The sequence below is a fragment of the Rhizobium sp. AN6A genome (genome assembly GCF_900215635.1).
Classification (GTDB): Bacteria; Pseudomonadota; Alphaproteobacteria; order Rhizobiales; family Rhizobiaceae; genus Agrobacterium; species Agrobacterium tumefaciens.
The window spans coordinates 245,356-258,154 of the sequence record NZ_OCNC01000002.1; the positions used below are offsets into that span (position 1 = coordinate 245,356).

The window sequence follows — 12,799 nt, forward strand, 5'->3', positions numbered from 1 at the left end:
CTCATTGATGATAAAGCGCAGCGCGCGTGCCAATTCGACACGTGTTCAGAAGGTAAGGCGGCAAACTGTCAGCCACTCAGGTTCCATAAGATTATGCGATCTGAAGGTGCATAGAAATTCGATAGCAATTAGATGAGAGGCGCCTCGTGATCTGTTCCACCTGACAATTCAGGGAGTCGAAAGCCTGCGGTCCAATAATGAGCCGGTCCGCAAGCCTCGATACCGATGAGGCAAGGCGGCACCTGTGCGAAGAATTTCAGCATCTGCTGACCACGCAGCTGTCGCCGCACAACTATGTTGCCACAGACATCAATTGCATGAACTTGAAACACCGATTTCGCTATATCGATGCCAACAGTAGAGATCTCTTCCATTCGAACGCTCCCGGTTTGTCCATCCTAACCGATGCCATTCTAGCACCGGGGGGAGCGGGAGCCTTCCATCCCATCGATTTTGCACTCCTCTTGTTCCAACCCAAGAAGTCTCACGCACCGGTCGGAACAGATGCAATGACCGAAAGGGGATATATTGCTGTAAACTGTCCGTTCTCGACATCCACTCTGCGGCAATCCACGCCATAGACCGAAGCGATCATCGCCGGTGTCAGGACGTCGCGCGTTGCACCGAACGAATGCGCGGCACCTTCTGCCAGAACCAGCGTGCTGTCGGCGTAGCGCGTGGCGAGGTTCATGTCATGCAGAATGGCCAACGTCACGATCCGGTGTTGCCTCGTATAGGCCCGGACTGCATCCAGCATCTGCAACTGATTGGCCAGATCCAAAGCAGAGGTCGGCTCGTCCAGCAAGAGCAGTTTCGGTCTCCGCACGAGCGCCAAGGCAAGAGAAATCATCTGCCGTTCGCCGCCCGAAAGCCTGGCCGGCTGGCTCCTGGCAAAGTGTGAGAGGCCCAGCATGTCGAGGGTTTCCTCGGCAAGACGAAAGCTGTCGTCTGTTGCCCGCCAGGAATGTCGCCCGCCGTTCTGCGCCAAAAGAAGCAGCTCGAAAACACTCAACTGGACATTGAGGTGGCTGACGTCCTGGGCAACATAGCCAACCAGTCGGGACCGCAGGGCGGGCTTTACCGAAAGAAGATCCATTTCGTCGATCGTCGCCCGCCCCGATGCCGGCCTAAGCCCACATAGACCCTTCATGAAGGTCGATTTCCCAGCGCCGTTCGGTCCCATCACAGCGAGCAATTCACCGGCCCTAGCCTCGATCACTATGTTGCGGACGATCGTCTTGCGCCCGATCGAGACACCGTAGTTGTAAAGCTTCAGTGTCATCGTGCATCTCCCTTGGTCTGGCGAAGCACAAGAAATATGAAGAACGGCAGTCCGGTCAGCGAAGTCACCATGCCGAGCGGTAGAACAGCACCGGGCACGATGATCTTGGTAGCCAGCGACGCCATGGTGGCAAACACCGCGCCGACGGCAATCGTTGCCACAATCGTGAACCGATGATCCTCGCCGACTAGCATGCGTGCCACATGCGGAGCGACCAGGCCGATGAAGCCGATGATGCCGACCACTGCGGTGACGGCGCCCGCCAGCATGGCAGCAATTGTCAGCATCAGGACGCGCAGCAAACGGACATTTACGCCGTATACGGTCGCCTGTTCACCAAAGCTGCGCAACGTCGTCAGCGACCAGGCATGAAAGAGTACCAGCGGTAGCGTCACCGCGCAGATCGCGGCAGAAATCCCAACCTTTAGCCAGGTGGCACGCTGCAGCGACCCCATCAGCCAGAAGACGATGCTTTGGAGCTGATCGACGCTTGCCATATACTGCACCAGCGACAGCAGTGAACTGAAGACGAAATGCAGAGCGATACCAAGCAGCGTGATGGACTGGACGCTTGCGCCACCCCGAGACAGGCCTAGCACCAGGCCAGCGGCCAGGAGTGCAAACAGGAACGCGTTGACTGCGGTAATCAGCTCGGGCGGCAACCAGGGCATAATGCTGGTGATCGAAACGCTGAAACCAAGAGAAAGCGCGGCACCAAAACCAGCCGCCGACGAGACACCAAGGGTAAAGGGTTCGGCGAGAGGATTGTCCAGAATGCTCTGCATCAGCAGGCCGGATAGAGACAGGCTAATTCCCGTGATCAGGGCCATCAGCGTCATCGGCATGCGCAGTTCCCACACGACAAATCGAGCACTGGCGTCGGCAGAGCCTGGAAACAACAATACATTGACGACTTCGTTTAGCGCCAAAGTGCCCGATCCAACCAGGATATCGATGACGAATATGCAGAGCGCTAACAGCGCCAAGGCCACTAGAATAGCCAAGCGACGGATGACGGATTTGCCATAATCTGTTGCTGCCGGCTGCAACGCTTGGCGTGCCAACTCAGTGTCGGAAATCGCTGCCATCATAAAACCGCCGTCGTTTAAAAACTGAGGTGACGGACCGCCCACTTTTTCCATAAGGCGACCCATCCTGTTGAAAATCTGATCTGTCTGATATTTCGCCTTATTTGATGGTCGGCGCCTTTGCACCAAACGTGACCGGCAGGTCGGCTGGAAGACCTGTAAACTTCGAAATCAGGGTGTGCAGGTTGGCGTCGGGATCCAGCGCCTTCAATTGTTCCGGATAGAATGCCTTGGCCATGTACTCGACGGCATAGATATTCCAGGCGCTAGCATAAAGCTGGTGGTAGAGCCCGAAGACGCGGCCATCCTTGACGGCCTTGATGTGCTCAAATCCCTTGCGCTGTTCGAGCACGGCGAGCGCAGCCTCAATCTTGCTTGGATCACTGTTGATGCCGAATGGCGGCGAAATTGACCCGTCGTTTGAAAATGGCGAGCCGGTCATTACGAAAACGTCAGGTGCCTTGGCAATCACAGTTTCGAGGGTGACGTCGCCAGTGCGGCCCTTCACAAGTTCGCTGCCCAGATTGACGCCCCCGGAGGCCGTCGCCAACTTGCCCCAGTAGACGTCGCCATGGGTAAAGCAGCAGGAATCAATTCCCTTCTGACCGGCCTTCGCCTCCACGAAGACGCTTGGCTTTGGCTGACCGGCGATTGCCGTGTGAATGGCGGCGATATGCGAAGCGTAGAAGTCGGTAAACTCCTTGGCTTCCTTTTCCCGGTTAAAAACGGTCCCGATCAGTTCGACCGTCTTCGGAACATTGGCGACTGGCTCCATTTCTGTGTCGACGAGAATGACCGGGATGCCCAGTGTCTTCAGACGATTAAACAGGTCCGCATCTTCCAACGCCTGGCGCACGCGAACCTGGAAAATCAGCAGATCAGGCTTGCTAACGGCCAGTTGTTCCAGATTGATCTGCCCCTCATCGCCGAACTTCATGTCAATCGGCTTGGCCGAACTTTCCGGCCATGTTTTCTGAAAGGCTGCCCACGTCTGGGGATCGGAGCGGACCAAAATATTGTTCCACGCCACCATGCGTTTGAAAGGATCATCCCGATCAAGCAAGGCCAAAGCGAACAGATCGCGGCCGTCCTGAACGACAACTCGCTGCGGCTCTGCCTTGATCTCAACGCTGCGGCCTGAGACATCGGTGACCGTGATCGGGTATTCCGTGGCGTCAGCGGTGGACAGCGTGAGAGCAAATGTCGCGGCGAGGCCAAGCGAACGGAGAAACTGGTTATTGATTTTCATTCGGGAGTCCTTTGATCAACAAGTCCAAAGGAAACGCCCCTCCCAACCACGCAAGATTGCGTGGGAAACTGCCTGAATTCAGGCAGTTACCGATTTCCGAACGTCTTTTGTCTGAAAAACATGAGGACGTCAATCAACAATAACTTTTAAAAAACGCCTGGCATCCTAAACTTTAGTGTTTAAAAACCGCTGCTGGCTCATGAGAGCGAGTAACGAAACACGAACGCGATGAAGGGATACGAACCAGAAACCCGTAATTCCCAGCGCTTAGGCGAAGATCGGCGCGATGCCGCCGTCTTACAAGACATTCGCCGAAACATTCGCATATGGTACGACCAATGGTCTTTCGTCATCGAAATGCCGTTCAACATGTTCGGCAGTGACGGGCTTCTCGTTCGCGCTTGCGCACTTCACAAACAGGTTCACTGGCTAGTCAATCAACCTAGGGAAGACGGATCCACGGTTGGTGAACTCGACTGCCTCGAGCCCCATGTCGAAGAAAGCCGAGATATCGCCAGCTTCTTCGACGAACTACGCTTCTATGGCAACAGCATCAACGGCGAGTATCTATGCTGGCGGCGCGACCAGGACGGCTCGTTCAAGTTTCACGTCATCGACGGCGCCTGCATTTCGATCCGTTTTGCTGGAACAAGCATCATAGATTTCACCCGCAGAACACAGACCAGTGACGTTGAGACCTTGCTCGGTTTCGGATACTCGCCATTAGCGCGTACCTTTGAAGGCGCGACTGCGGAGGAACGAGTACAACATCATCTGGAGCACAGGTGATACTTTTAAGGCGGCATCGATCTGAGGGGCTTGATTTCAGTTGAGAGCCTTAGGTCCGCTTTGGGCCAAAAGCGGACATTCAATGCAATCGCGTTTCTTGGCTGCCGATCGCTGACCGGGAGCACGACAGAAAAGCCGCATCCCGCATGCGGGGCGCGGCTTTGTCTCAATGAGCAGAAACGCTAAGGCCGAACGGAATGTGAGCTTCCAACGATAGACCCCTCGATTCGCGGACGACAATGGTTGGGATCGGGTCTATAAGTCACGCAAGCAGATTGCGTTTCCTCAAGACATTGGCGACCAGCGTGAAGTGATTAAGGCCTCGCCAGTCACCGTAACCATGTCCTTGTTATTCGGATACCAATGGCGCCGAACATGACGCATCGCTACCGCTGTGAAATCGATCGCAAAAGCTGGGCATTCCTTGGCCGTTTTCTGGTAAATTACCCCGATACCGTCTCCCCAGTTTTTAAGGTTAGCTTCGGAGCACTTGGTGCGGAAAATATCCAGTAGGTCAGTCCGCCCCTGGTAGCTTTCCAGCAGACCCGCCGCCGCATTCACCCCGTAACTTGCATTCCAGCTCGTCTGGAATAGCCCAGCCTCGGCGGTATCATGCGAGACGTTCTGTTCCGCGGCGTCCTTACCGCAACAATGCCTGCCGGACGATTCATGCATGCCGAGGCTCACCATGATCGTGAGCAGTGCCTGCAGTGTGGTGGCGGGATAACTGCCGATACCGTCGGCGAAACCGAAATTGCCCGCATACTTAGTGAGCACGTCGTTCTTGGGAGCCAGCCCACGAGCCATATCGGCGACGTAAGGATCGGCTGCATCGAGACGAACGAGCATGGCAGCAAATGCTACCGTCATTCCCCGCAAATAATATGCCGGGGCTTTGCCCTGACCATGGCCCCAGTCTACCGACCTCATCTCACTTTCATCAACGACACTCAGGAGCACGGCGCGCTCCTCGTTGCTAAAATCGACCGTAATAAGGCCCGAGGGGTGCTTATGCGTATCCATTACCAACTCGCCCGGAGAAAATACTCGGTCTCGGTGTAGGTGCCAACATTTTTCAACGATCTAGGGTGCGGCTCTACATCCTGGTTGTCTGCCGTAAGGACCTCATCGTTTCCCAACACACCAAGGATCAGGAAGATGTGATCAGCGCCGTCCACCCCCCCAGTGTCGTAAGTCACACCGACATCACCTCTTCGGTGACTCCCGACAGCGACCCTCTTCCAATCGCGGTTCTCTTCGAGATATTTCGCCAACTGACCGGAATTGTCGATTAGCGGAATATCTGCGCCGGCTTGGTGTAGCATGTGCGACAGCGTCAGTGCGCACCCATTCGTAATTGATTTCTTGCTTGGTGAAGTTCCAAGTGCCTCGGCAGCTACTTTCCTAGCTTTACCGAGACCTTTGCCCTCAGCGAGAGCGAGCAACTCGTTGATGCGACCGGCGTCCAAATCCGCCTCCATAATTGGACATTACGAAATCAGCCAATCATGAGACACCAATAGCCTGTTTACACCTCGTGATTGACATCTTCCACTTTAAGGCGATATTGTTGTAGTATTCAAGTATTCATCCACATTCTTAATGCAATAATCCAAAGTGTTTCTGGAGGGGAAAGGCTAATGGTTGCGACTGATCTTACGACTGTAAGCTTGCAGGACCGAATCGACGCCGATATCGCGGAACGAACTCGAGTGCATCAGAAGGCGATCGCACGATTGCAAGCGGCGTCCGATGTCGCCTCGAGCATGTCTGTGTCAGCCATCGCCCGACCCTTTGTTATGCTCGCAGTCGGGGATTCCTGGCATGACTATCCACTACTCAACAACGGCCCTTCCCTTCAACAGACCGACCTGATCTTCCAGCTCCAGAGCTACGGAACGCATCCTGTCACGTCCTTGAACTTGGCGCATTTCGGTGACGCATCTACGGACATGATGTCGGTGCCGAAGCAGGAACGCATAATCGCCGCGCTTAGAGACAAGAACAACTGGCTCGGCGGCAAGCCCCACGGAATACTGGCGTCGGCGGGAGGGAACGACGTTGTCGGCCGGTTCGGCGTGTTTTTGGAGTTCAACAATGGAGAGAGCAGCGGACTAAATCTGCAGCGTTTCAACAGGATCCTCGATGTCGTGAAGGACTCTTATCTCACGCTTTTTGATATCCGAGACAAATACGCTCCGGAAGCTCCGATATTCGCCCACGATTACGACTTCCCTATCCCTAACGGCGTGCATCCCATTTGCGCCGGGCCGTGGCTCAAGCCTGCACTGGACGTCAACCATTGGTCACAAGCCGACGGTGAGCGTATTGTCAAGGATGCACTGACGCGCTTCGCTTCGATGCTGTCAGGTCTTGCAGGCGATCCTAAAAACAATTTTCACCACGTAAAGACGCAAGGGACGCTCAAACGGGACGAGTGGGCGAACGAACTCCATCCAACCTACTTGGGCTTCCGCAAAGTGACCAAGATATTCTATGACAAGCTCAAGGGCTTGGCTGCGCCCGGACCCACCGCCGAGGCGGCAAGGAAGCGGACATCAAAGAAGCCCAAAGTGGTCACTTCTTAGAGGCTGGACGTCTCCCTTTATAACTCGTCCCGCTGCGCCGAGGCTATTGGGCATCCGATTTAAAAGATATCTCATACCACGACCGCTTAGGGCCAATTGCGGTCATTGCGGCGGCTGCTAAACTTTCCTACTCTGCGGCTTCGCAAAAGCCAGCGAAACAAGTTTGGCTTTTATTTAAGATGTTGTGAGAACAGCTTAAATCCTAATGAATTTGGTACGGGTTTAGATTTGGAACATTTCTCAGCGATAGTTAATACTTTTGAATTCCTTCGAGGAAACGCTGACGGCATCCATCGCTCGGTGAAGAGGATAGAGCGACTTCCTGCTCCAAGCGAATTGAGTTGGTGCATAGAAGGTGCTCCGCTAGCAGATTTCTGCGGACTCTCTGACGTTGAGCACGTAACGTCGCTTTATCTTGTTGAATGCCGCAAGCTCACCTCCTTTCGGGGGATCGCTACGCGATTTCCGAAACTCAAAGCTCTTTGGGTCTATTCATGTGATCAACTGACTACCTTTGATGGGCTTCAATCTTTGAGGGAACTTCAAGCTTTAACGATCTGGCCGTCCTTCTCCGGTAAGATCAAAGTTGACACGCTTTCGCCACTCTCTGACTCCACCGCACTGACCACGCTAGTCTTCTCGGGCAATGTCGGCGATGGTTCATTGAAGCCTCTTTATGGGTTAAAACTGCTTCACCGGCTTTTTCTATCAAACAATTTCTCTTGGCAGGAATTTACTCAGTTCGAGGCCAAGCGACCTGATGTCGATTTCTCTTGGAAAGGCGGCGTTGTCTATAACGCCAACCCGGCAACATTGGCCTGTCCATCCTGTGGTAAAGCGCAAGCGCTCCTGACTGGTAAGGGGATTAGGCTGTGCTGTCCCGATTGCGATGGTGATCGTCTAGCTAGGCACATCAAACGCTATCCCGAATTGTCGCGCAACTCCTGATTTTTCGACGGCCAATGACCGTTTTGGACACCCAAAGGGGACATGACTGCAACAGTCTCCGCAAGGCCGAGATGAGGTGTATTCAGGCTCGAACTGCCGAGTTCACCGTCCTGGTTCTTGCGCAGCTGTTCAATTGCTTCAACGCACGTTCTGAGACGACCAGTGCATTCCGCCATCCGTTTACGAATCGGTGGCTGTGGGCAGCCATTGGAGTTTCACTCTTGCTCCAGGTTGTAGTCGTCAACTTCGGACCGCTGAACGTGGCATTTGGAACACTCCCCCTGCCGCTCGAACAGTGGCTCGTTTGCATAGCCATCAGCAGCAGCGTCCTTTGGTTCGGCGAGGTCCACAAATGGGTGCTTCGGCGCTGGGACAGATGATACAAGTCACCTACTCAGCCGCACAACACCGACCAGCCAACAAGAAATCGTCGCCTTGAAAGGATACGAACCGGCGACGCCGTTATTACAAAATTCCCTCAGTACGAGATTCGTATGCCAACCAAGAGCTTGGCTTCACGGCTCGACTGATTTGGGGCTGGGACCGAATGACCCGTTCCAATATACAAACTGAGATAGCGGTCATTGATCGACAATTCTGAAGGAGGCATCTCGGAACCTCCAAGTCATTCCCAGCTGGATCGTGGCATCACAAAGCGGCACGGGGCGCCAGACGAGACGGGTAGCAGGCTTTGGAAGATTTGCGACAGCACGCTTGATTTCAAACTCCAGAACTCTCCGCAAAAATGGTCGCCCCTGCTGTTAGCTATCTGCCGATATTCCTCTGTAGAGCCAGTTCCAGGTCCTGTCGAAATGGAGATCGACAGACTGTCTTGTATCAAATTCGGCGCTGCCCATCATCGCGGATGAGGTGGGCATTGCAACAAGACAGTGGATGAGATGGTTGGCGATCAGGCTCACATCCCCGGTCGTAACCATGCCCTCATCCTGCGCTGTCTGTACGGCATCGAGGAGCCGGTTCATGATCGGATCGGGCTGCGGCGGGATCGGTCTTTTCTTTTCGAACACGACAGCTTCACTGAAGGTGATGCGCTTCAGCGCAATGAGGTCCGGCTCCATGTTGATATGCAGCAGTTCGCGCATCAGGGTCCGCAGGCGCTCAAGAGCGTTGCCCTGTGCCATCGGCAAGTCTTTCAGCCGCGCCACCGCTCGGGCGTGTGCGTGTTCCACTACGGCCTCGAACAGGGCGACTTTCGAAGGAAAGCGGCGATAGACAGTATCCTTGCCTGCGCCGCACTGCGAAGCGACCTGCTCCATGGACGTGCCGGCAAAGCCGCGCGTCGCAAAGAGCGTGGTCGCAGCGTCGATTATCCTTTCGGCTGCGGCGTTCTGTTCCGCCTTTAAGGGACGACCGACCCGCGCTGTCGCGTTTCTTCTTTCCGACACCAGATTTCCTCCGCACTTGCCCGTGCCCGGATTGTTTGAAGACGTCGAACAGGATTGCCAACATAAAAGTTGACCAACGCCTTCATATTAACTGGACAGGACGGTCCCGTTTGATTTATTCACTCTAGCAGATTTCCCAAGCTTCGACCATGGGGGCGAATTCGTGAAGCAAGGCCTTTCCTTTAAAAACATTCTGACAGCCACAACCTTTCTGGTGGCGACCCATGCCCTGGCGCAAGAGCAGGGCACACGGCTGGAAACAATCGTTGTGCAGGGCAATGCCGCAGCGGCTGGGACATCCGCTGGGATTGTCGCCAAGTCCACTCGGTCGGTAACCAAGACCGGGACACCTTTAGCCGAAACGCCGCAATCCGTTACGGTGATAACGCGCAAGCAGATCGACGACCAGAACCCGCAAACGGTCAGTGAGGCGCTGCGTTACACGGCCGGTGTATTATCCGACCGGGACTCGAACTCGCGTTACGATTCCGTATTTCTGCGCGGCTTCGGCGCGTTCGGCACGGCGACCAATTATGTGAATTATCTGGATGGCTTGAAACTTCAACGTGGTCAGGCCTTTGCAACACCCTCCATTGATCCTTTTCTCCTTGAGCGCATCGACGTCCTGAAGGGGCCGGCAGCGCTGCTTTATGGCCAGGTAAGCCCCGGCGGCCTTGTCAATCAGGTCAGCCGGAAACCATCGAGTGTGCAGTCGAACGAGGCCAAGCTTGAAGTCGGGACCGATGGAAGGGTGCAGAGCGGTCTTTATTCCACCGGCCCCATCGCCACGGATGGAACATGGCAATATGGTATCGGCATTGTTGGCCGTTCCTCCGGCACACGCTACGACGATGTGGATGAAAAGCGTCTCGGCATTGCGCCATCCCTCAAGTGGCAGCCGGACGAAGATACCTCGCTCGTTCTTTCCGGTTATTATCAGCGCGATCCGGAAGGGGGCTATTTCAACTCGCTTTATCCGAAGTTTCTGGCGCCTGCAGGCTATGCCGGTTTCCTCAGTCGGGACCTCAATGTCGGGGATCCGAATTATGACGCTTTCAGGCGCACCCAGTATGGTGCAGGTTACGAATTCGAGCACAGGTTCGATGATCAGGTGACCATCCGCTCCAACTTCCGGTATTCCGGCGTGGACAGCGATATGCGTTCGCTTCAGATGAACGGGCCAATGTCCGCGACAGGCATTATTCCCCGCTGGGCTGTCCATTCCATCGAGGACGTCGAAGGCTTTTCCTTCGACAACCAGGCTGAATTCAAGTTCGAAACCGGTGCCGTCGGTCACACGCTTCTTGCCGGCCTCGACATTCAGCACTCAAGCAGCAACTGGGAATATTTGCTGGGCGGAGCAACGCCGCTTGATGTGGCAAACCCGGTCTACGGCCGGCCAGTCGGTCCGTTCATGACGGCGATCGACAATGATCAGTCGCTTCGCCAGACAGGCATATATCTCCAGGATCAGATCGAGATCGGCGGGCTGCGCGGTGTTTTTGGAGTGCGGCACGATTGGGCCAGTCAGGACACTGACAATCTCCTCGCCGGAACATCGTTGAAACGATCCGACAGCGCAACAAGCTATCGCGCCGGCCTGCTTTACCTTTTCGATAACGGCATAGCGCCTTATGTCAGCTATTCCACCTCGTTCGAACCCTCCACCAGCATTGGCGCCAATGGTAGTCCGTTCAAGCCGACGGAAGCGCAGCAATATGAGGTGGGCGTCAAATACCAGCCTTCAGGGCTGGACGCCACGTTCACGCTCTCCGCTTTCGATATTCGCCAGCAGAATGTGGTCTATTACAACGCCTCATCAGGCTTCAATGAACAACAGGGTGAGATCCACTCCCGCGGGCTGGAGTTCGAGGCGAGGGGGAACCTTACCAGCAATCTCGAACTGATCGCTGCGGTTTCCCTGCTCGACACGGAAGTTTCCGAATCCGGTATCACATCGATCATAGGCAACCGGCCGCAGGCTGTACCACGCTACTACGGTTCTCTCTGGGCGAACTACACCATCGATTCCGGTGCGCTGGAGGGCTTAAGCATCGGTGGCGGAGTGCGTTTCGTCGGTTCCAGCTATAGTAACGACACCAACTCGGTGAAAGCCGATGGCTATACCCTGCTGGACGCCGCACTTCGCTATGATTTTGGAGCAACGAACCCGAAACTCAAGGGGCTGCAGGCGACACTGAACGTCACCAACCTGCTCGACAAGGACTATTACTCCTCCTGCAGTTCCGAATATTATTGCCAGTACGGCAACGGCCGCACGGTGCTCGCCGGCCTCAGATACAAATGGTGATGTCGCCGTGATCATAACGAGACGAGGCTTTTGCATCTCCTTTGCGGCAGCCGGCACTCTTTCCGGCATTCAGCCCGCTGGAGCCGAGCAGCCGGTTACCGTGAGGGATATGGCGGGGCGCGAGGTGCACCTCCCTGCCCTGCCGAAAAGGATCGTTCTGCTGGAGGCGCATGACCTGCTGACGATGTCGCTCCTGCATCGCGATCCTGCTTCGCTGGTCGTGGGCTGGGCTGCCGTCGATCGGCTCGACAGCGGTGAATTGCAGACGATCCTGCTGAACGGCCATTCCGTCAGCACGGTCGGAACGCTGAGCCCGGACACGCTTTCCCTTGAAGGGCTGATCGCGCTGTCTCCCGACCTGATCGTGACCACGGCCTTCATGACGCCGCAGGGTGATGAGAATTCCCTGTTGCAGAGGCTGCAGGAGATCGGCATTCCCGTGGTGTTCAGCGACGCCTCCTCAAACTCGGCCGATGAGGCGCGGGCAAGCGCGCCCGTTGATGCGATGAAAGCATCTGTCCGCATGTGGGGAACACTTCTGGGTGCTTCAAACAAAGCCGAGGCTTACATCGCCTTTGTTGAGCAAGAACTGGCGGGCATTGCCACGCGCGTTTCGGGTGCGAAGCCCGTCACGACCTATCTGGAGGTCCAGTCGACGCTCGACGACTGCTGCTGGGCGGCGGGCAGAAAGAACTGGGGCGAATTGCTGGCGCTGGCCGGTGGTCAGCCACTTCCGGGCGTGCTCGCGCCGTGGTTTGAGAAGCTGTCGCTCGAACATCTTCTTGCCACACCGCATGAGGTCTACATTGCCTCCGGCGGCGGCTGGGCTTCGGGTGGCCGTCCGTCCATCGGCCCTGGAATCGACGCCGAACAGGGTCGAAGGGGATTGCTGCACCTCATTGATGGCCGCCCGAGTTTCGAACATCTGCCGAGCGTTCGTTCAAAGCGTGTTTACGGGATATGGACCGGGTTGATTACCAACTTGCCCCTCAACGTGCTGTTTATCGCACAGGTAGCCAGATGGCTGCATCCGGATCGATGTGCCGATATCGATCCAACCGCCATTCTCGACACCATCAATCGCGACTTCGCAGCATTTCCCATAAAGGGACCGCTGTGGGCGGCGATCTGAGACACG

General features: G+C 55.5%; 12 protein-coding genes and 1 pseudogene. 6 read left to right on the forward strand and 7 right to left on the reverse strand.

Annotated features, from left to right (window positions below; genetic code table 11):
* Nucleotides 1-191: 191 nt before the first annotated feature.
* The 4 genes and pseudogenes from CRO62_RS02485 to CRO62_RS02500 form a co-directional block, all read right to left on the reverse strand.
* Nucleotides 192-374 (reverse strand): annotated as a pseudogene (locus tag CRO62_RS02485) (IS110 family transposase); the annotation flags it as partial.
* A gap of 110 nt (nucleotides 375-484) precedes the next feature.
* Complete coding sequence (locus CRO62_RS02490; RefSeq protein ID WP_097099060.1) at nucleotides 485-1,282, reverse strand: ABC transporter ATP-binding protein; 798 nt, start codon at nucleotides 1,280-1,282, stop codon at nucleotides 485-487.
* Nucleotides 1,279-2,424: a FecCD family ABC transporter permease gene (locus CRO62_RS02495; RefSeq protein ID WP_179784440.1), complete on the reverse strand. Its 1,146-nt coding sequence runs from the start codon at nucleotides 2,422-2,424 to the stop codon at nucleotides 1,279-1,281. The genes CRO62_RS02490 and CRO62_RS02495 overlap by 4 nt, the downstream gene beginning before the upstream one ends.
* 46 nt (nucleotides 2,425-2,470) lie before the next feature.
* Nucleotides 2,471-3,619, reverse strand: a complete 1,149-nt coding sequence (locus CRO62_RS02500) for an ABC transporter substrate-binding protein (RefSeq protein ID WP_097099062.1) — start codon at nucleotides 3,617-3,619, stop codon at nucleotides 2,471-2,473.
* Nucleotides 3,620-3,847: 228 nt separating this feature from the next.
* On the opposite strand from CRO62_RS02500, the gene CRO62_RS02505 reads away from it, so the two are divergent.
* Nucleotides 3,848-4,408: a hypothetical protein gene (locus CRO62_RS02505; protein WP_097099063.1), complete on the forward strand. Its 561-nt coding sequence runs from the start codon at nucleotides 3,848-3,850 to the stop codon at nucleotides 4,406-4,408.
* 285 nt (nucleotides 4,409-4,693) lie between these two features.
* Here the strand turns inward: CRO62_RS02505 and CRO62_RS02510 are convergent, their stop codons facing one another.
* Both CRO62_RS02510 and CRO62_RS02515 read right to left on the reverse strand, forming a co-directional pair.
* On the reverse strand, nucleotides 4,694-5,431 hold the full coding sequence (locus tag CRO62_RS02510; protein ID WP_097099064.1) for a hypothetical protein: 738 nt from the start codon (nucleotides 5,429-5,431) through the stop codon (nucleotides 4,694-4,696).
* Nucleotides 5,431-5,877, reverse strand: a complete 447-nt coding sequence (locus CRO62_RS02515) for a hypothetical protein (protein ID WP_143539375.1) — start codon at nucleotides 5,875-5,877, stop codon at nucleotides 5,431-5,433. Before CRO62_RS02515 ends, CRO62_RS02510 begins: the two co-directional genes overlap by 1 nt.
* Before the next feature lie 171 nt (nucleotides 5,878-6,048).
* On the opposite strand from CRO62_RS02515, the gene CRO62_RS02520 reads away from it, so the two are divergent.
* The 3 genes from CRO62_RS02520 (at nucleotide 6,049) to CRO62_RS02530 (ending at nucleotide 8,324) form a co-directional block, all read left to right on the forward strand.
* Nucleotides 6,049-6,996: an SGNH/GDSL hydrolase family protein gene (locus CRO62_RS02520; RefSeq protein WP_179784441.1), complete on the forward strand. Its 948-nt coding sequence runs from the start codon at nucleotides 6,049-6,051 to the stop codon at nucleotides 6,994-6,996.
* Nucleotides 6,997-7,224: 228 nt separating this feature from the next.
* Nucleotides 7,225-7,944: a hypothetical protein gene (locus tag CRO62_RS02525; RefSeq protein WP_323455439.1), complete on the forward strand. Its 720-nt coding sequence runs from the start codon at nucleotides 7,225-7,227 to the stop codon at nucleotides 7,942-7,944.
* A 71-nt stretch (nucleotides 7,945-8,015) separates the two neighbouring features.
* On the forward strand, nucleotides 8,016-8,324 hold the full coding sequence (locus CRO62_RS02530) for a cation-translocating P-type ATPase C-terminal domain-containing protein (RefSeq protein ID WP_323455461.1): 309 nt from the start codon (nucleotides 8,016-8,018) through the stop codon (nucleotides 8,322-8,324).
* Between the two features lie 381 nt (nucleotides 8,325-8,705).
* Here the strand turns inward: CRO62_RS02530 and CRO62_RS02535 are convergent, their stop codons facing one another.
* Nucleotides 8,706-9,350, reverse strand: coding sequence for a TetR/AcrR family transcriptional regulator (locus tag CRO62_RS02535; RefSeq protein ID WP_323455440.1), 645 nt, complete (start codon nucleotides 9,348-9,350; stop codon nucleotides 8,706-8,708).
* Between the two features lie 163 nt (nucleotides 9,351-9,513).
* Here CRO62_RS02535 and CRO62_RS02540 point away from each other — a divergent pair, with 163 nt between their 5' ends.
* Both CRO62_RS02540 and CRO62_RS02545 read left to right on the forward strand, forming a co-directional pair.
* On the forward strand, nucleotides 9,514-11,661 hold the full coding sequence (locus tag CRO62_RS02540) for a TonB-dependent siderophore receptor (RefSeq protein WP_097099067.1): 2,148 nt from the start codon (nucleotides 9,514-9,516) through the stop codon (nucleotides 11,659-11,661).
* Between the two features lie 7 nt (nucleotides 11,662-11,668).
* Nucleotides 11,669-12,793, forward strand: coding sequence for an ABC transporter substrate-binding protein (locus tag CRO62_RS02545; protein WP_323455441.1), 1,125 nt, complete (start codon nucleotides 11,669-11,671; stop codon nucleotides 12,791-12,793).
* The last annotated feature ends 6 nt before the right edge of the window (nucleotides 12,794-12,799 follow it).

Coding starts and splice junctions, on each gene's coding strand:
- CRO62_RS02490 (WP_097099060.1), bottom strand. CDS start 1,282: ATGACACTGAAGCTTTACAACTACGGTGTCTCGATCGGGCGCAAGACG.
- CRO62_RS02495 (WP_179784440.1), bottom strand. CDS start 2,424: ATGGAAAAAGTGGGCGGTCCGTCACCTCAGTTTTTAAACGACGGCGGT.
- CRO62_RS02500 (WP_097099062.1), bottom strand. CDS start 3,619: ATGAAAATCAATAACCAGTTTCTCCGTTCGCTTGGCCTCGCCGCGACA.
- CRO62_RS02505 (WP_097099063.1), top strand. CDS start 3,848: ATGAAGGGATACGAACCAGAAACCCGTAATTCCCAGCGCTTAGGCGAA.
- CRO62_RS02510 (WP_097099064.1), bottom strand. CDS start 5,431: ATGGATACGCATAAGCACCCCTCGGGCCTTATTACGGTCGATTTTAGC.
- CRO62_RS02520 (WP_179784441.1), top strand. CDS start 6,049: ATGGTTGCGACTGATCTTACGACTGTAAGCTTGCAGGACCGAATCGAC.
- CRO62_RS02530 (WP_323455461.1), top strand. CDS start 8,016: ATGAGGTGTATTCAGGCTCGAACTGCCGAGTTCACCGTCCTGGTTCTT.